The organism is Porifericola rhodea (assembly GCF_030506305.1).
GTDB classification, from domain to species: Bacteria; Bacteroidota; Bacteroidia; order Cytophagales; family Cyclobacteriaceae; genus Catalinimonas; species Catalinimonas rhodea.
In genome coordinates this window covers 4,724,146-4,743,208 of record NZ_CP119421.1, presented here as the reverse complement: position 1 = coordinate 4,743,208, position 19,063 = coordinate 4,724,146, and the positions used below count along the sequence as shown (strand labels likewise).

General features: G+C 41.0%; 17 protein-coding genes. 3 read left to right on the top strand and 14 right to left on the bottom strand.

Annotated features, from left to right (window positions below; all coding sequences use genetic code 11):
* The 9 genes from ilvC to PZB74_RS19400 form a co-directional block, all read right to left on the bottom strand.
* On the bottom strand, nt 1-1,044 hold the full coding sequence (gene ilvC / locus PZB74_RS19440; RefSeq protein ID WP_302238828.1) for a ketol-acid reductoisomerase: 1,044 nt from the start codon (nt 1,042-1,044) through the stop codon (nt 1-3).
* 37 nt (nt 1,045-1,081) lie between these two features.
* Nucleotides 1,082-1,657, bottom strand: a complete 576-nt coding sequence (gene ilvN, locus PZB74_RS19435; protein ID WP_302238827.1) for an acetolactate synthase small subunit — start codon at nt 1,655-1,657, stop codon at nt 1,082-1,084.
* A gap of 106 nt (nt 1,658-1,763) precedes the next feature.
* Nucleotides 1,764-3,527: a biosynthetic-type acetolactate synthase large subunit gene (gene ilvB, locus PZB74_RS19430; protein WP_302238826.1), complete on the bottom strand. Its 1,764-nt coding sequence runs from the start codon at nt 3,525-3,527 to the stop codon at nt 1,764-1,766.
* Nucleotides 3,528-3,560: 33 nt separating this feature from the next.
* Nucleotides 3,561-5,243, bottom strand: a complete 1,683-nt coding sequence (ilvD, locus tag PZB74_RS19425) for a dihydroxy-acid dehydratase (RefSeq protein ID WP_302238825.1) — start codon at nt 5,241-5,243, stop codon at nt 3,561-3,563.
* Nucleotides 5,244-5,503: 260 nt separating this feature from the next.
* Nucleotides 5,504-6,586: a 3-isopropylmalate dehydrogenase gene (gene leuB / locus PZB74_RS19420; RefSeq protein ID WP_302238824.1), complete on the bottom strand. Its 1,083-nt coding sequence runs from the start codon at nt 6,584-6,586 to the stop codon at nt 5,504-5,506.
* A gap of 21 nt (nt 6,587-6,607) precedes the next feature.
* Nucleotides 6,608-7,198 carry a 3-isopropylmalate dehydratase small subunit gene (leuD, locus tag PZB74_RS19415; RefSeq protein WP_302238823.1) on the bottom strand — a complete coding sequence of 197 codons (591 nt, stop codon included), beginning with the start codon at nt 7,196-7,198 and terminating at the stop codon, nt 6,608-6,610.
* A 32-nt stretch (nt 7,199-7,230) separates the two neighbouring features.
* Nucleotides 7,231-7,809, bottom strand: coding sequence for an O-methyltransferase (locus PZB74_RS19410; RefSeq protein ID WP_302238822.1), 579 nt, complete (start codon nt 7,807-7,809; stop codon nt 7,231-7,233).
* Nucleotides 7,809-9,230: a 3-isopropylmalate dehydratase large subunit gene (leuC, locus tag PZB74_RS19405; protein ID WP_302238821.1), complete on the bottom strand. Its 1,422-nt coding sequence runs from the start codon at nt 9,228-9,230 to the stop codon at nt 7,809-7,811. Before leuC ends, PZB74_RS19410 begins: the two co-directional genes overlap by 1 nt.
* A gap of 44 nt (nt 9,231-9,274) precedes the next feature.
* Nucleotides 9,275-10,435, bottom strand: a complete 1,161-nt coding sequence (locus PZB74_RS19400; protein ID WP_302238820.1) for a 2-isopropylmalate synthase — start codon at nt 10,433-10,435, stop codon at nt 9,275-9,277.
* 163 nt (nt 10,436-10,598) lie between these two features.
* Here PZB74_RS19400 and PZB74_RS19395 point away from each other — a divergent pair, with 163 nt between their 5' ends.
* Nucleotides 10,599-12,164: a hypothetical protein gene (locus tag PZB74_RS19395; protein WP_302238819.1), complete on the top strand. Its 1,566-nt coding sequence runs from the start codon at nt 10,599-10,601 to the stop codon at nt 12,162-12,164.
* 3 nt (nt 12,165-12,167) lie between these two features.
* On the opposite strand, the gene PZB74_RS19390 is transcribed toward PZB74_RS19395, so the two are convergent.
* From PZB74_RS19390 to PZB74_RS19370, 5 genes are all read right to left on the bottom strand, one after another.
* The gene (locus PZB74_RS19390) at nt 12,168-12,800 is read right to left on the bottom strand and encodes a CatA-like O-acetyltransferase (RefSeq protein WP_302238818.1); all 633 of its coding nucleotides are present in this window, start codon (nt 12,798-12,800) and stop codon (nt 12,168-12,170) included.
* 144 nt (nt 12,801-12,944) lie between these two features.
* Nucleotides 12,945-13,688 carry an alpha/beta fold hydrolase gene (locus PZB74_RS19385; RefSeq protein WP_302238817.1) on the bottom strand — a complete coding sequence of 248 codons (744 nt, stop codon included), beginning with the start codon at nt 13,686-13,688 and terminating at the stop codon, nt 12,945-12,947.
* Nucleotides 13,689-13,760: 72 nt separating this feature from the next.
* Complete coding sequence (locus PZB74_RS19380) at nt 13,761-14,576, bottom strand: SDR family NAD(P)-dependent oxidoreductase (protein WP_302238816.1); 816 nt, start codon at nt 14,574-14,576, stop codon at nt 13,761-13,763.
* A 240-nt stretch (nt 14,577-14,816) separates the two neighbouring features.
* The gene (locus PZB74_RS19375) at nt 14,817-15,575 is read right to left on the bottom strand and encodes a putative outer membrane beta-barrel protein (RefSeq protein WP_302238815.1); all 759 of its coding nucleotides are present in this window, start codon (nt 15,573-15,575) and stop codon (nt 14,817-14,819) included.
* Nucleotides 15,572-16,897 carry an LVIVD repeat-containing protein gene (locus tag PZB74_RS19370; RefSeq protein ID WP_302238814.1) on the bottom strand — a complete coding sequence of 442 codons (1,326 nt, stop codon included), beginning with the start codon at nt 16,895-16,897 and terminating at the stop codon, nt 15,572-15,574. The genes PZB74_RS19375 and PZB74_RS19370 overlap by 4 nt, the downstream gene beginning before the upstream one ends.
* A 144-nt stretch (nt 16,898-17,041) precedes the next feature.
* Here PZB74_RS19370 and PZB74_RS19365 point away from each other — a divergent pair, with 144 nt between their 5' ends.
* Together PZB74_RS19365 and PZB74_RS19360 are read left to right on the top strand one after the other, a co-directional pair.
* Nucleotides 17,042-18,034, top strand: a complete 993-nt coding sequence (locus PZB74_RS19365; protein WP_302238813.1) for an aldo/keto reductase — start codon at nt 17,042-17,044, stop codon at nt 18,032-18,034.
* A gap of 117 nt (nt 18,035-18,151) precedes the next feature.
* Nucleotides 18,152-19,063: a cation diffusion facilitator family transporter gene (locus tag PZB74_RS19360; protein ID WP_302238812.1), complete on the top strand. Its 912-nt coding sequence runs from the start codon at nt 18,152-18,154 to the stop codon at nt 19,061-19,063.

The window sequence follows — 19,063 nt, the reverse complement described above, 5'->3', positions numbered from 1 at the left end:
TTATTCTTTCGGACGAAGCTTTCTCACCTGAGCGCCAGCTTTCCACATTTCTGATTCTCTTAGCTCATCCAGCTCTTTTTCAAGTTTAGGACGGTAATCTGCTTTAGAGTTAGCTTCAATTGTTATTTTAGCTTCATTTCCGCTTGCTACACTATCGTATAGGTCTTCAAAAACAGGAGCTACGGCATCTCTAAATTTTTTCCACCAGTCAAGAGCACCTCTTTGTGCTGTGGTAGAGCAGTTAGCATACATCCAGTCCATACCGTTTTCAGCGATAAGAGGGTAAAGTGACTCAGTAGCTTCTTCTACGGTTTCGTTAAACGCTTCAGAAGGAGAGTGTCCTCTTTTTCTTAGTAGGTCGTACTGGGCAGCAAACAGACCCTGAATAGCGCCCATTAAGCTTCCTCTTTCTCCGGTAAGGTCACTGTATACTTCTTTTTTAAAGTCAGTTTCAAACAGGTAACCTGAGCCTACGCCAATACCTAGGGCAATCACCTTTTCACGAGCTTTTCCAGTAGCATCCTGATGGATTGCAAAGCTTGAGTTCAGACCTTTACCTGCCAGGAATAGCCTTCTTAAGCTGGTACCAGAACCTTTAGGCGCTACCAAAATAACGTCTACATCGGCAGGGGGCTCAATTCCGGTCTGGTCTTTATAAGTTACGCCAAATCCGTGAGAGAAGTATAAGGTTTTACCGGGCTTAAGGTAAGACTTCACTTTAGGCCAAAGAGCAATCTGTCCGGCATCAGAAAGCAAGTACTGTAGTATAGTACCTTTCTCGCAAGCTTCGTCTAGTTCAAAAAGAGTTTCACCAGGTACCCAGCCGTCTGCAACTGCTTTGTCCCAGGTTTTAGAGTCTTTTCTTTGCCCAACGATTACGTTGAAGCCATTATCTTTAAGGTTAAGTGCCTGGCCAGGTCCCTGAACTCCATATCCAAGTACCGCGATGGTTTCGTCTTTGAGTACTTCTCTAGCCTTTTCCAGAGGAAATTCTTCTCTGGTTACTACTTCCTCTTCTACGCCACCGAAATTGATTTTTGCCATTTTGTAATTTGATTTTGGTTGTATTGAATGATTAAATTTAGTGTTTGCCGTTTAGGGGTAGCTCATGAAATTCTTCATCAGAATACCAACCTTCGGGGTCCATATTTTTTGCGTATTTGCTAAAACGATGCTGATCCTTTACAATCGCTATTCTACCTGACTTACAGTATTCTACCACACCATGAGGCTCAAGTAGGTGTAAGGTGGTGGAAATGTCTTCTTCTTTGCCGGTTTTCTCAATTACGACATAGTCTCCGGCAGAGAAGGCAATCTTTGCCTGGTGCCGGTGGGCTATTTCCATTACTTTCTCGCGCTCCTCAAAAGAGCTGGTTATCACTTTGAAGTAGGCAATCTGTCCGAAAAATACCTGATCATCTTCGTTATGGAATACGACGAGTACACCAATGATCTTTCTGATCTGCTGGATCAGCTTCTGTATTTTTGTTTCATCATAATCTATGACTATGGTAAAGCGGGACACGCCTTTTCGCTCTGTTTCAGAAACGGTAAGGCTTTCTATGTTTATTCTTCTGCGTGAGAAGATAATAGTAATTCGGTTTAGTAAACCAAAGTTATTTTCGGTGAATACAATGATGGTGTAACGCCTTTTCATACGTTAATAGGTTATTTCTAGCTCGTGAGTGACAGTTGCAGGCATAGCAGATAATACCTGCAACTCTCTTAAATTATCTTAAAAAATTAATGTGCAAGACTTAAGCTTACTCCAGACGAATATCGTCTACGCCCATGCCTGAAGGTACCATCGGAAATACGTTGGTTTCTTTCTCTACTACAATTTCCAGTAAGTAAGCTTCTTTGGAGTTAAGTAGAGTATCCAGAGATGCATCCAGGTCATCGGTATGCGTACAACGCTGCCCGTTAATGCCAAAACCCTTGGCGATAGTGATAAAATCTGGGTTTGACAGTTCTACAAAGGAGTATCGGTTGTCAAAGAAAAGCTGCTGCCACTGCCTTACCATACCCAGAAAGTTGTTATTGAGTACAATTATTTTGACCGGCAGCCCACTCTGGGCGATAGTGCCTAACTCCTGAATTGTCATCTGAAAACATCCATCACCAATTACGGCGACAACTTCACGGTCAGGAGCACCCATTTTAGCACCAAAGGCAGAAGGTAGGGCGTAGCCCATAGTGCCCAGACCACCGGAAGTGAGCCAACTGTCAGTTCTCCTGAATTTAGAATAACGTGCAGCAGACATCTGGTGCTGTCCTACGTCAGCTACAATTACAGCCTCACCATCGGTTTTCTCACTTAAGCGACGAATTACTTCAGCCATTTTGATATGTTCGCCTTCAGCCTGAAAGTCTTTTTTAATTACTTTCTCATATTCTTCGTCATGTAGTTTTTTAAACTCCAGATGCCAGCTTTCGTGCTTGTTCTCATTCACTACAGGAAGTAATGCCTGAAGAGCTTCTTTGGCATCTGCGATCAGAGGTACGGTTGGGGTAACATTTTTACCCATTTCAGCATGATCAATATCTACATGAATAATTTTGGCCTGCTTGGCGTAAGTATCCAGGTTTCCGGTTACTCTATCGTCAAAGCGCATTCCAACAGATATGATGACATCAGCTTTGTTCGTCAGTTTGTTGGGCGCATAATTACCATGCATACCCAGCATACCCACATAGTTAGGATGATCCGTAGGGAAGGCAGAAAGCCCTAGCAATGTGCTGGCTACAGGAATATCCGTTTTCTCAATAAATGCAAGCAGGTCTTTTTCTGCTTTGGAGAGCAACACCCCATGCCCTACAAAAAGGAATGGACGTTTAGCATTGTTCAAAAGCTCGGCAGCCTTGCTTATATCCTTTTCTCTAGGCTTGCATGCTGGTTTATAGCCCTTAATCTGGCGGCGTTTTTCGTACTTGAATGGTTTTTTTAGCTGGTTAAACTGAGCACATTTAGTAATATCTATCAGCACGGGACCAGGACGACCAGAACGAGCAATGTAAAACGCTTTCGCGACGATGTATGGAATTTCATCGGCATCAGCTACCTGATAGCACCATTTAGTAATGGGCATGGCCAGACTCATTACGTCAGTTTCCTGAAAAGCGTCTGTACCTAAGAACTTTTCAGGCACCTGACCAGTAATACAAACGATAGGTACTGAATCCAGCATTGCATCTGCAATACCAGTGATGAGGTTCGTAGCTCCGGGCCCGGAGGTGGCAAAGCATACACCGGGCTTACCAGCCATTTGTGCGTAGCCTTCCGCAGCATGGGTGGCTCCCTGCTCATGACGCACAAGTGTGTGGTTAAGGACGTGGCGGTAATGATAAAGGGCATCATAGATGGGCATAATTGCTCCACCAGGGTAGCCAAATATTGTATCCACGCCTTCTTCAATCAGGGATAGTATCAGGGCCTCTGAGCCGCTGACTATCTTGTTCGTCTTATCATGTTTGGGAGTATTTCCCTTAACAGCGATTTTCTGTGCGTTTTCGGTGGCTATTGACATAGTTACTGGTTTATAAATTCGTCAATAAATTGATTAAAACTGGTCAGTCACACATCCTTCAGATGCAGACGACACATTTTTCATATACTTATAAAGCGTTCCGCTTTTTACTTTAGGTTCTGGTTTTATCCAGGCTTTGCGTCTGTTTTCTAGCTCTTCGTCACTCAGGTCAACGCTGAGTTCATTATTGGCTGCATCAATAGTGATTTTGTCACCATCTTGTAATAAGCCTATAGCTCCACCTTCATAGGCTTCAGGTGTAATATGACCTACTACAAAGCCATGAGTTCCTCCAGAAAAACGGCCATCTGTAATAAGGGCTACACTTTTACCTAGTCCGGCTCCCATAATGGCAGAGGTAGGCTTAAGCATTTCGCGCATGCCCGGCCCCCCCTTAGGACCTTCGTAGCGAATGACCACTACATCTCCCTCTTTTATTTCACGGTTGGTTATTGCCTGGTTAGCAGTATCTTCGCCATCAAATACTTTAGCTGTACCTTCAAAACGAAGCCCTTCTTTACCCGTAATTTTGGCTACAGAGCCTTCAGTGGCCAGGTTTCCATATAACATCTGTAGGTGACCGCTCTCTTTTAGCGGAGAAGACATGGGGTAAATGATTTTTTGCCCTTCTTCCAGTCCTTTCGTTTTATCCAGGTTCTCTTTGATGGACTTACCTGTAATAGTGAGACAGTCTTCGTGCAGGTAACCTTCGTGTAGTAACAACTTAAGTACTGCAGGAATTCCACCAACGTTGTGTAAGTCTTCCATCAAATATTTTCCACTGGGTTTCAGGTCAGCAATAAATGGCGTTTTATCACTGATCTTCTGTATGTCCTGTAGAGTTAGAGGAATTTCAGCAGCTTTAGCGATCGCAATCAGGTGAAGTACAGCATTGGTTGACCCACCTAAAGCCATAACCAGGGTAATTGCGTTTTCAAGAGACTTTCTGGTGATAATATCTCTTGGCTTAATATCTTCTTTTAACAGATTGTAAATTGCTGGGCCTACCAGTTTAAGTTCTTCTTTTTTTGCTGAACTGGTGGCAGGATTTGAAGAACTATAAGGTAAGCTCATTCCCATAGCCTCAATTGCGGAAGCAATGGTATTGGCTGTATACATACCCCCACAAGCACCAGCAGTAGGGCAGGAGTGTTTTACAATCTCTTTAAAATCTTCAGGTGTTATCTGTTCGGTAATTTTTTTACCATAAGCTTCAAAAGCAGAAACTATGTTAAGGTCTTCACCTTTGTAATGGCCAGGGCTAATGGTACCGCCATATACCAAAATGGCGGGGCGATTAAGGCGTGAGAGTGCCATCATAGCACCAGGCATGTTCTTATCGCAGCCCACAATAGGTACAACAGCATCATACCACTGAGCACGTACCACAGTTTCTATAGAGTCGGCAATAATATCGCGGGAGGGTAAAGAATATGACATACCTTTAGTACCCATGGACATACCATCACTCACACCAATAGTATGGAATATCAGTCCGACCAGGTCATTAGCATTGACCGAAGATTTTACATCTTTGGCAAAACCATTGAGGTGCATGTTACAAGTATTTCCCTCGTAACCGGTACTCACGATGCCTACCTGTGCTTTATCAAAGTCTTCGTCTTTGAGACCTACGCCATATAACATAGCTTGGGCAGCGGGCAAGGATTCGTCCTGCGTGATTGTCTGACTGTACTTGTTTAATTTGTTTTCCATGTTATTAGTAAAGGCTGTGCTTATAATTTTCGAATAAAAAAAGCCCTTCTCAAGGGTGAGAAGAGCTTACATATGATAATATAATTCTATTCTCACCCCTTCGCTTGAGTGACCACCACAATAATAAGGACGATAGAAAGAATAGAACTCAATAGATTCATGATAAAATTCGCTGTCTGTTATAAGAGTAAACATAAAAAATCTTACTAATTGTTACAAACTTGTTGAGTGATTTTTATCATTTAATATCAAATTAATAATTATGCATGCTGTTTTTTAGAAGCATACACAAGCGTAGCAATTTTATCGCCTACCTCTTCGGTCGTATGAAACTGCTCATGGTTAATATCCTCAGTAACATAACCTTCTTTTAGAGACTGGTCTACAGCATTTTTAATGGCATTGCTTTCTTCTGTCATACCAAAAGCGTAGTTGATAAGCATAGCCGCTGAAAGTATGGCGCCTAGTGGATTGGCTTTAGAAAGACCAGCTACCTCGGGGTATGAACCATGTATAGGTTCAAACAACTGAACTTTTTCACCTAAAGATGCTGAAGGAAGCATACCCAATGAACCGGTAATTACCGATGCAGCATCGGTAAGGATATCTCCAAACATATTTTCAGTCAAGACAACATCAAAGAAGCCGGGATTTTGAATCAGCTTCATGGCAGCATTGTCTATAAACATATAGTCCAGTTTGATTTCCGGATAGTTTTTGCCGCACTCACTTACTGTTTCGCGCCACAGGCGGGAGGTAGCCATTACGTTTGCTTTATCTACAAGTGTAACATGCTTTCTTCGTTTTTTAGCAGCTTCAAAAGCCTGAATGGCAATTCGTTGTATTTCGCTTTTAGAGTAAATACATGTGTCAAAAGCGGTATCGCCTTTTTCATTTCTTCCTCTTGGTTCCCCAAAATAAATACCGCCGGTAAGCTCTCTGAATACAACAAAGTCTACATCTTTAACCACTCTTTCTTTAAGTGGAGAAATGTGGCTGATAGCTTCGTAGCTTTTTACCGGACGTACATTAGAGAAAAGGCCTAATTTTTTTCTCATTGCCAGTAGGCCTTGTTCCGGTCTTACTTTAGCATTAGGGTCGTTGTCGTATTTGGGGTGACCAATAGCACCAAACAAAACCGCATCAGCATCCAGGCAAAGTTTTTCAGTTTCTTCAGGGAATGGGTTACCTGTAGCATCTATAGCGGCGGCACCAACCAGTCCTTCCTGAAATGAAAACTCATGGTCATAGGCTTTGGCTACCGCTCTTAATACTTTAAGCGCTTGTTTTGTTACTTCGGGTCCTATACCGTCACCTGCTAAAACTGTTATTTTCTTCTGCATTTTGAATTAGATAATGAGTGGTTAGTAAGTTTTTTCCTGCTCGTAAGCTTTAATTTTGTCTTGTTGGCTTAGTAAATAGTCTATATCGTCGTAGCCTTGCGATAAGCAGTATTTTTTATAGGCATTGATATCAAACTGCTCCTGTTGATCAGTACCTTTAATAGATATGGTTTGCTCCTCCAGGTTGACAGTAAGCTCCAGCTTAGGATTTTCTTCGTATTGCTTAAAAATACTTTGTAAGAAGGTGTCAGTCACCTGTACGGGTAGAAGTCCGTTGTTTAGCGCATTATTTTTAAATATATCGGCAAAAAAGCTAGACACTACTACTTTAAATCCATAGTCGTAGATAGCCCAAGCGGCATGCTCACGGCTTGAACCACAGCCAAAGTTTTTTCCGGCTACCAGAATTTTTCCTGAAACATTTTCCTGATTGAGAACAAAGTCAGCTTTTGGCTCATTGTTTTCATTGTAACGCCAGTCTCTGAACAGATTATCTCCGAAGCCTTCGCGCGTTGTCGCCTTAAGAAATCTTGCAGGTATAATCTGGTCAGTATCTATATTCCGTGTCGGGATAGGTACTATTGTAGAAGTCAGTGTTGAAAATTTATCCATTGTAAATGATTGCTTACTGGAATTTTTTGAAATTATACTTTGGTAGCTATAATGAGGCCGCTAGACCAGTTCATCTTTGTGATATGCAAATGTGGCCTTTGCTCCAGATCCTTAATTAAAGCTGCTGCTTTTTCTGTATGTCCGGCAGGCCAGTTAGTTTGCTCTAGCATATCATCAATAATATAAAGCCCTCCGCTTTTAAGCAGGTTGAGCGTCTCATCAAGTTCACTGTATTTACCGGGCCAGGTGTCGGCAAAAATAAGGTCAAATGCCTCGCCCTGATATTCTTTTATCCATTGAGTCCCATCCTGACAAATAAGTTGTACTCTTTCATCGTCGCAAAATGCGTCTTGTGCTACTTTGATCAGTTCAGCATCATTGTCTACCGAAATCACACGAGCTTTTGAGTCCATTCCTTCTACAATCCAGGCTAATGATAAACCGGTGCCTGTACCCAACTCCAGAAACAAGCCCTGGGGTTTGGATGCTACCAGAGTCTTAAGTATTGAGCCTAGCTGCAAGTCTGAAGACATAGAAAAGCCTATTGCTTTGGTTTTTGCTTCTATATCTGTATAGGCAGAAGGTATGTCAGGAATAAGGGTATCGTTCATTAGGAAACCAGTTCAGTTTCTTCTAGCATTTCACGAACATCACTGATGTATCCATTAAGTGCAGTTGCTGCTGCAGTAAGAGGGCTCGCCAGGAAGGTACGGGCACCAGGGCCTTGTCTGCCTTCAAAATTACGGTTTGAGGTAGACACGCAGTATTCGCCTTTAGGCACTTTGTCTTCGTTCATGCCCAGGCAGGCAGAGCAGCCAGGTTGACGAAGCTCAAAGCCAGCAGCTTCCAGAATTTTATCCAAACCTTCTTCTTTAGCTTGTTTTTCAACCTGTTTAGAGCCTGGGATTATCATTGCATTTACATTCGCTGCCTTTTGTTTACCTTCTACTAATGCCGCTACCATCCTTAGGTCTTCTATTCGGGCATTGGTACAGCTACCGATAAATACATAGTTTACAGCTTTTCCTAATAGTTTATCCTGCGGAGAAACAGCCATATACTCCAGTGATTTACTGAAAGATACCTGCTCATCTTTTTCAATCTCTTCCAGAGAAGGAATAGTACCGCTAATTTTGATACCCATACCCGGATTAGTGCCATAAGTAATCATAGGCTCTATATCTGAAGCATCATAATGATATTCAAGGTCAAATTCAGCATCAGGATCAGTAGGTAGCGTTTTCCAGTATTCTACTAAACGGTCAAAGTCTTTACCTTTAGGTGCGAATTCTCTCCCCTTTACGTAATCAAAAGTAGTTTCATCAGGAGCAATCATTCCGCCACGGGCACCCATTTCAATACTCATATTACAGATTGTCATACGGGCTTCCATAGAAAGGCTCTCTATTGTAGAACCGCAATATTCTACAAAATAGCCAGTACCGCCACTAGCAGAGATTTTGGAGATGATGTAGAGAATAATGTCCTTTGAGGTAACGCCTTTCGCCAAAGGTCCATTTATCTCAATTTTCATCTTCTTAGGTTTGGTTTGCAGTATACACTGCGTAGCCAGTACCTGCTCTACCTCACTGGTACCAATACCAAAAGCAATAGAACCAAAAGCGCCATGTGTAGAGGTGTGGCTGTCTCCGCACACCATAGTCATCCCGGGTTGGGTAATACCTAATTCGGGGCCAATTACATGCACAATTCCCTGGTAGCGATGCCCAAGTCCATAAAGTTCAACTCCATGAGCCGCACAGTTTTCTGTAAGCTTGTTTACCTGGGTGCGAGAGAGTGCTTCCTTAATGGGCAAGTGCTGATCCTTGGTAGGTACATTATGGTCTGCTGTCGCGATAGTCTGCTCAGGACGAAATACCTTGATTCCTCTTCTATCTAATCCTGCAAAAGCCTGAGGACTGGTGACCTCATGAATAAAGTGACGATCTATGTATAATACGTCAGGGCCGTTTTCTATGCTACTGACGACGTGTTTATCCCAAATTTTGTCAAATAAAGTTTTGCCTGGCATACGATTCCTATTATTCCAGATTAATGGTTTTACTAAGTTGTTGTTTAAACAGATTTAGATGATAGATCCTCGGCGAGCTTGAGCAGGTCTTCGTCCTGCACAATTTTTAGTTTATCTGCCAGATCTAAAAATTTTGCGTAGGCATCTTCCAGTTCATCTTTGGAAAGCTCAATGCCCAGATTTTTAAGGTTGTAGTTAAGTGCGGCACGTCCGCTACGCGCGGTTAGTATGATGGAAGATTTATCTACTCCTACTTCAAGTGGATCTATGATCTCGTAGTTTTCGCGATTTTTAATTACCCCATCCTGATGGATGCCAGAAGAGTGAGCGAAAGCGTTTTTACCAACTACTGCCTTATTTGCCTGTACCGGCATATTCATCATATTGGAAACCAACTGGCTGGTAGGGTAGAGCTGACGCGTATTAATATTTGTATTCAGGTTAATCTCAGGGTGCTTTTTCATTACCATTACCACTTCTTCCAGAGAGGTGTTACCGGCTCTTTCTCCAATACCGTTAATAGTACATTCTATCTGGCGAGCTCCGCTTCTAACAGCAGAGATAGAATTTGCTACTGCCAGCCCTAAGTCGTTATGACAATGTGTAGAGAGAATAGCCTTATCTATACCAGCTACATTTTCTCTCAAATATTTAATTTTTTCACCATACATATCGGGTAGGCAAAAACCAGTAGTATCCGGTATATTAAGCACTGTAGCCCCTGCTTTAATTACTGCTTCTAATACTCTGGCCAGATACTCTTGATCGGTACGGCCGGCATCTTCGGCATAAAACTCAACATCCTCTACATATTTTTTAGCATGCTTTACAGCTGCCACTGCTCTCTCTATCACTTTGTCTCTGTCTGATCGCAGTTTAGTATAGATATGCTGATCGGAAGTGCCAATTCCGGTGTGTATTCTTCCTCTTTTAGCGTATTGGAGCGCTTCAGCAGCACGGTCTATATCTTTCTCTACCGCGCGGGAGAGGGCGGTAATTACAGGCTCGGATACGGCTTTAGAGATTTCAATTACTGACTTAAAGTCTCCGGGGCTGGAGATAGGAAACCCGGCTTCTATGATATCTACGCCTAATTGCTCCAGTGCTTTGGCAATAATGACCTTTTCTTCAGTATTTAACTGACAACCAGGTACTTGCTCACCGTCTCTTAAGGTAGTATCAAATATATAGACTTGGTCCGCCATAGAATTAAAATTAGTTTACTGTTAAGAATTGCTGAAAAATAGAACAATGATTTTGGGTAAAAAAGTCAAAAAAATTATTTTTTATAATGTCTAATGACTTTATTATTCTTATAAATATATCTTTATTGTATATTATTGATGTTTTTGGTGAAAAATAATTACGATGTCAAAGCAGAAATCTGAAGACTTGTTTCAACTGATAAAGTCATTATCGGCTACTGAAAAGCGCTATTTTAAGGTACAGATGCAGGTATATGGTGAAGAGCAAAAGACTCTAAAGCTGTTTCAGGCCATAGACAGGCAGGATAATTATGATGAAGCCAGTATTTTAAAAAAAACACCGGAGCTTAATCCCCAGCAGTTGTCCAATCTCAAAGGACATCTTTATCATAAACTGCTGCACGCCATGCGATCTTACCACCTGCGCAAAAATAAAGATATCAGTATACGCGAATACATTGATCACGCTCAAATACTCTTTGATCGTGGGTTGTATACCCAATGCAATAAGGTACTAAAAAAAGCACGTAAACTAGCGCACAAGAACGATAATCTCGAGCTGATGTTGGAAATACTCAAAATGGAAAAGCAGGTGGTTGCGCAGGGTATTGGTAATGAAAATCCTAAAAAGGTGAATGACATTATCAATGAAGTTAAGGATGTAAATACCAGAATCTATAACATCAATACATTCTCTAACATTTTGGTAAGGCTTAATAGCTGGTATACCAAAACAGGCTTTGTGCGCAAAGAGGAGTATCTGGAAGAGGTCAGACAGTTTATTAATAGCAGTATGCCCCGGTTTGAAGAGCAGGAGCTTTCGTTCAACGAAAAACTTAATCTGTACAATGTATATGTTGCCTATTATCTATTTATCCAGGATTTTGATAAGGCATATGCTTATGCAAAAAAGTGGGTAGGTCTTTTTGAGCACAATCCGGAGATGATTACGCTAAAGACCATCATGTACATTAGAGGTATACATAGCCTGATGATTGCCCAGAATAAACTGATGAAGTATAGTGAGTTTGTGGCTTCTACACAGAAGCTAAAAGATGTATACAACATTTCAGGAATTGAGCTTAACGAAAACATAAGAGCTATGCTCTTTAAGTACATCACTATTCATGAAATTAACAGACACTTTCTTACTGGTGATTTTAGTGGTGGTATTTCATTGGTGAGTAAGATTGAAAGAGACCTGGATCAGTTTGTAGATAAACTGGGTAAGCATTCTACCATTATTTTTTACTATAAAATTGCCTGTATGTATGTGGGGGATAGTAACCATAAAATGGCGGTTTATTGGCTGCAAAAAATAATTAATGAGCAAAATGTAGACCTCAGAGAAGATGTCCACTGCTTTGCCCGTATTCTTAACCTGATTAGCCATTTTGAACTTGGGAACACCGATATTATAGACTATTACATTAAATCTACCTATCGTTTTTTATTGGCAAAAGATGATCTGAACCACTATCAGAAATACATCTTACGATTTTTGAAAAATCTGACTCGCCAAACAACCGATAGTGAACTGGTGAAAAGATTTGAAGATCTACGTTCTCAACTACTTACTTTAATTGATAACCCATATGAGAGCAGGTCATTCAGCTACTTTGATATTATTAGCTGGCTGGAAAGTAAAATACAAAAACGCACTGTACAGGAAGTTATTCAGGAGAAAGCCCGAAGAAAAATAAAAGAAGACCGTATGAGAGCAGCCTAATTATCAGGCATTCATATAATTCTGAAAGGCATCTACGTACAAACCTACATGGTAGCCATCCATAAGACCATGGTGTACATGTACAGAGCTATTCATCAGTAGTTTATCACCTTTTTTGTGCATTTTGCCAAAACTGATTTTAGGTACGCTGTCTGGATATTTGTAATTGCGAGCATGTGTAAGCCCGGTAAAGTTTATCCAGGGAATAGAAAAAAAATGTATGGCATCTGCTCGTCCGGTACGGTCGTTCAGGCGAAGGCCGGTACTATTATGAATAGCCTCAGCCTCTTCCGCAGCATGCCTGGCAAACTCTTCCAGAGAGTCAGAAAATGGCACAAAAGAAAAGCCGAAGGTGGTATCAGGGCGACCAATAGTGGCAGAGGCGTGTATCTGTTCGTAGCAAACGACTTGGCCATCTTCTATCCGGTACTTAAAATTATCTACATCATTACAGGCTTTCAGAGATTGATACAGATAATACACAAAAAATGAAATCTGTCTTGACTTTGCTTTTTGATAGGCGATAGTGCAATCAATACTAAAATTTAGCCCGAAGTAAGGCTCCTCAAACTGCGAAAAGAACTCATAATGTTCTTTTCGGTTCCACTGTTGTATATCTAGAATTCGCTTACTCATGAAAACTGTTCTAATGGATGTATTAAAACTGTTTACACGAAAGCTAAAAATCTAAGTTTAGCTATACCTGCTGATGATTTACTAAATTTTAATAAAGTCTTTTAACTTAGATGTAAACTTATCAGAATACATAATTTTAAAGCGCTACAGTATAGAACGTAACTGCTCAGCCAGCCAGTCCGGAGCTTCTAAAGGTATCAGGTGTCCAATTCCTTGTGTGCTAATAAGTTCAGCTTCAGGTAACAAGGGTATAATTTCTTTATGAACCGTATCCATGCTAATAACCGGGTCATCTTCAGATACAATCAGAGTAATATCTTGCTTGATGGTGTTAAGCTGATCTGCGATGGAATTATTCATTCCGTCTAATAACCACCACCTCCAGGTGTTGTGGTCAATTTCTAACTGAGTTTGAATGGCGAGTTGTTTTACTTCATTGTTCAGTTTTTTTACACTTGCCTGGCTGGCTGTCTTTTTGGCTTCGGCAGCGTCGGGGTGATGGAGCATTCTTTTTCTCTCTTCCTGCGGCATAGGCTCATGAGTAGGAGGGGAGGGCGCTACCAGTACGATTCGGTCAATTTGTATTTCGGCCTGCTGAGCAGCCAGTTGCAAAGCTATTTTTGCACTCATAGAATGGCCAACCACAGAGCAATCGTATATATCCATTAAAACTAATTGCTTTTGTATCCATTGCGCCATGGCCAATACAGAAGGCTTTTCCAGCGGAGGAGTATTTCCAAACCCGGGCAGGTTAAGAGCAAAGCAATGGAAATGGTCTGCCAGCTTTTCGGCTACATATTTCCAACTATCGGCGGCACCTCCGAAATAGTGGAGAAAAACGATTTTTTTATCCCCTTGACCCCATTCCATAAAATATTTTTGACTCATATTTTGCACCAGTTTAAAAATAAAATTGGTCAACCCTCTAAGAGTTGACCAGTACCTTATATATAATTCAAATCAACCAAATGCTGTTTCTACAGAACCTCCATCTACACGGTAATTGCTGCCGTTTACAAAGCTGGAAAGCCCGGAGCATAAGAAAGCAATCACTGAGGCAACCTCTATAGGTTGTCCACGGCGTTGTACTTCTATATGTGGTCTCTCATTTTTCAGGAACCAATCAACGGCTTCATCTACGGATGTGCCTCTCTCTTCGGCCAACTGTTCCATCATAGCATTTGTCATAGGCGTTTCTATGTAGGCCGGAGATACGCAATTAATCAGTAGCCCATCTTTTGAATAAGCCCGTGACAAACATTTAGACAAATTTACAATGGCAGCTTTACAGGCATTGTAAGGACTTTCATCTTCGTAAGGTTGCAAGGCATTTTCAGAAGAGATAAAAATCAAGCGTCCCCATCCTTTTTCCTGCATATGAGGGATAAATGCTCGGGCAACTCTTACCGCGCCCATAAGGTCTATATCAATAGTTTTCTGCCAATCTTCATCACTAAGTTTCAAAAAATCACCTGCGGCTCCTCTGGCTCCTGCTCCGTGCACAAGTATATGAGCTCCACCATTTATGGTTTTGACCTTTTCTGCAAACTGATTTACCTCTTTTATTTTCGTAAGGTCAGCTACGATGGTGCGAACATCTGTATCGCTATTAGTAAACTGACGTATTTCATTTGCTGCTTCATCTAATGCCTCAGCATCAATATCAGAAAGTACTATTTTAGCTCCTTCCTGAGCTAATATTTTAGCTGTTTCTTTACCAATGCCAGAATCAGCGCCTGTAAGAACAGCAGTTTTTCCTTCTATTTGTAAGTTCATAAAAAAAAATTTAGCACTAAGTGCGTGAAATAAAAATCACTTACTATAACTACTGTTTAATGATTGTGTTATAACATTCAACAGTTTTTGTTTAAAAATTTGATTAACGTAATAATAAATATTCTTGAAATTTTGAGTGTATGTGTGTATAACTTGTCTTTTTTAAGTAAGGCAGGGAAAAAAGTAGTAGGAATAATTTTTAAGAGATAGGCTCGTATGATAATACAGTATGAGTAGAATCTAAAACGTTAAGCCCAAACTAATAGCAAAGCGACGGAGGAGTCTGTCTTCTTCTATCTCAGTCTCTGTTCCCCAGCCCCAGGTTTGGGTAGAGTAGTGGAGGTGGGTTTTCTGTAGCCGGTATCCCAGCCCCAGGGTAATGGCGGAGGCTTTCATATTAAACTGATAGCCCAGGCCTGCCTGAAAATGATAACCGCCGTCCGTATCATGATAGTCAATCCATTCGGGGATTTCCTGAGTGATCCACATATGGCCCCAACCCAAATTAGCATAATAAAAAGGGCTAATGCTTCTTTCTACTATCAGGCCACGTACACTTAAGTAAAGAGGAGCTACCAGGAAATCACCATATTTATCAAGGCCTATCCCTCCGCCAAGCATAAGGTGAGGAGAAAAGGCGTAGCCATTAACAGTATGCACAGAAAGATTGGTATACCCTGAACCATCACTATCTCTCCCCAAAAGCATATAAAACTCAGAAAGGTGAAAGTAGGCCGGCTCCCTTTTAAAAAAATCTTTCTGTTTATCATTTCTGAGTGTGTCGGGTATGGCTCCAAAGTGAATGCTTTGTACCTTTTCTATTGCAATGTTTTGTCGCTCCAGAGCGGACTGTTCAAGGGTAATAAAATCTTCGTACACTGAATTGGTGAGTCTGCCTTTAAGCACTTTACCGCTTTTTAAGACCACTTGAACTTCTTGCTGGGCTTGTGCTGCACAGCTTAGAGCCATACTGATGAGTAGTAATAATAGGTATCTCATAAGGATGGAGCGGCAATCTTGCTAAGCAATTTTATGTTAGCAGGGTCAGTATAATCGTACTGATATAGTCCATCATTACCTACAAGCATTAAAACTCCACCCAGCGGAATAACATCAAAAGCATGCAATTCATCAAAATGGGCGATTAAATTTTCATCAATTTTGGTGTGGTCTGATGCATCAAAAACCTTAAGGCCAAAGTCACCTTCACAAATAAATAATGTGCCATCATCTATGCCCAGTCCATGAGGGTTGTCCATAGCGTAAGTCTTAACTAGCTTAGGATTGTAAGGGTCTTCTATGTCAATTACTTCCAACTGATTAGTGAAGCCATTACACGCTGTACCATTTCTTAGGGTGACATAGGCCGTAGTGCCTTCTACCACTACCGGGTCGCAGCTGGTTATGTGCTCATATGTAGATATATGCTCAGGCTTTGCCGGGTCTGAATTATCATAGATATACATACCGTTTTGAGCACCTATAAATAGTTTATCTTCATAAGGGAAAATTGTTTCAATCATAAAACCTACATTGATAAGGTCCCCACTTTGCTGAGGTTTGTCTTCCTGGCTAATATCAAAAACCTGAAGGTTGTAGTCGTCTATCGTGTACATATAGTTATTGACTATGGTAAAGCGAGCCATTGATCCACCCACGCCCTGCTGCGAACCACCAGAACCTTTACTGGAAAAAGCTTCTGCCATTCCCATACCATCTAAAACAAGCCCTCCACGATAAAAATACGCGCCGGCAGAAAGTGGTTCCAGATTACCTTCCAGAATTTCAGTCTCTTCAGTTTCTACCCATTCAGTAATAATTTGTCCCTCTTCCGTAGGAAATCCACCATAAGAATTGTGCAGAGGAAACACATTTTCTACACGCTCTACCTCTCTAATGTTATTTACATCGCTAATGTCAAAAACCAATAAATCTATAAAGCTGTCGGCATAAAGGTAATTACCCTTGGCAGCCAGATCATAATTGCCAGGTACCTTTATAAAACTGATTCTTTCTGGATTCTCGGGCTTACGGTTGTCTATAATATGTATGCCTTCTCCGGGTTCATTTAGAAAAAGAAAACCATTTAAAAAATATATCTTACCCGCTTCTTGAATGGTACGTGGTGGGAGTACATCAACTGCTTCTCTAAGTTCAGTGGTGCTCATGTACACTGGCATCATGTATTTATACGTTCGGCTTATTTCTACCTTATCTGTGCATTGATTAAGAAGTAGGAGGTAGCCAATGGCCGAAAGGTTAAAAAGTAAATAAGAAAGTAACTTTTTGCGTTGGCGAAGAATAATGGTAAAAGTTTCCATGTTCTTGGTAGTCAGGTGAATCACTTACTATCATGACACTAGTTTCTTAATATGCGTTGGAAGCAATCAGATCTTTTTTTCCTTTAGCCTGGTAATTCTTGCCTATTCTAGAGAAAGCCGTATTTTCATGAAAATAATATTTTTATGATTTGTATAAAACTACCACACACCGACTTTGAAGTTTCTGAAATTGCTTTTGGTGCTTGGGCCATTGTAGGAGGGTTTAACTGGGGGCCACAAGACGAAAAGGATTCTATTGATGCGCTAAGAACAGCTTACGAAGAAGGCATTAATTTTTTTGACACTGCCGAAATGTATGGTTCCGGAGCTTCAGAAAATCTCATCCATAAAGCTTTGGGCGAAGTAAGAAACAAAATTATTATAGCTACCAAGCTAAAGCCTGCTGACTATGCTTATGCTGATGTTAAAAAGGCGACCGAAGAAAGGCTCAAAGCACTAAGCACCGACCGCCTGGACTTATTGCAATTGCACTGGCCAAACCCTGAAATACCGGTAGAAGAAACCATGCGAGCGCTAAGTGAACTCAAACAGGAAGGAAAAATCCGTGCTTATGGAGTATCTAATTTTGGTAAACAACAACTTCAGGAAGCTACTAAGTATGCTGATGAAATTAGTAGTAACCAGTTGCCGTACAACTTATTATGGCGTGCTATAGAGTATGAAGTGCTTCCAGAGTGTAAGCAGGACAATATTCCTATCTTATGTTATTCGCCAATAATGCAGGGCCTACTTACTGGAAAATTTGCAGATGCAGGGAGTGTTCCTGATGATAGAGCCCGCACCCGTCATTTTTCTTCTGAACGACCGCAGGCCAGACATAGTGAAGAAGGGTGCGAAGACCTGACTTTTGAAACTATTGACAAGATCAGGAAAATTGCGGAGGAGTACGGCAAGCCAATGGCTGAAATTAGTATTGCCTGGCTGCTGTCGCAACCCGCAGTAGGTTCAGTGATTGTAGGGGGTAGAAATGGTGAACAGGTGCGGAAGAATGTAAAAGCCCTAGACTGTAAGCTAGATGATGATGTACTTCAGAAACTCAATGAAGCAACGCAGCCCCTTAAAGAAAAGCTGGGCAATAGAGCGGATTTGTGGGAAGGGAAATCACGTATACAGTAAATTTTTTAATGGCACGAACTTTACACCTTTAGCTTTTGCTATGCTATTAAGTAGCAAGTGCTAAATATAAGTTGTGTAAGTGTGGTATAGCGTCCGTAATTTGTATTTATATATTCAATGAGTCATCACCACCATCATGAGCATGGGCATGATCATACCCATCATCATTCAATCAGTAGTAACCTTAAAGTTGCGTTTTTTCTTAATCTAAGCTTTACCATCATAGAGTTTATCGGTGGAATATTTACCAACTCTATGGCAATACTTTCTGATGCAATACACGACCTGGGTGATACTTTTGCCATTGGCTCATCATTGTTTTTAGAAAACTATTCACAGAAAGGCAGGAGTAAAAAATTCTCTTTCGGATACAAGCGCTTTTCACCTTTAAGTGCGCTGATTAATTCAGTTATTTTACTGGCCGGCTCGCTTTTTATTATCACCGAAGCAATTCCTCGCCTTTTAAACCCAGAAACTGTAGATGCCAGAGGTATGCTCTATCTGGCTTTGGCAGGAATATTCTTTAATGGATTAGCAGTATTTCGTTTACGCAAAGGGGAAAACTCTATCAACCAGCGAGCAGTTATGCTTCACCTACTGGAAGATGTACTGGGCTGGGTAGCGGTGCTAGTAGGTAGCATTGTCATGTTGTTTGTAAACTTACCTATTATAGACCCAATACTTTCGCTGCTAATAGCTGTTTATATTTTTTGGAATGCTTTTAAAAATCTGCGACAGGTTATGCATATTTTTTTGCAGGCTACTCCCGATGATGTAGACATAGATAAAGTGAAAAGCGCTCTGGAGTCTTTAGAAGAAGTGCAGGATACTCACGATACCCACCTTTGGACGTTGGACGGAAACTATAACATACTTTCTGTACATTTAGTAATTAACAATAATATGCGTTTGTCTGAGTTAGCAGAGCTAAGAATGAAGGTTAACAAAAAACTGAAAAGCTATCATATAGACCATATTACCATTCAGTTTGAAGTTCCGGGAGAGCTTTGCGAGCTTGAAAAACACTGA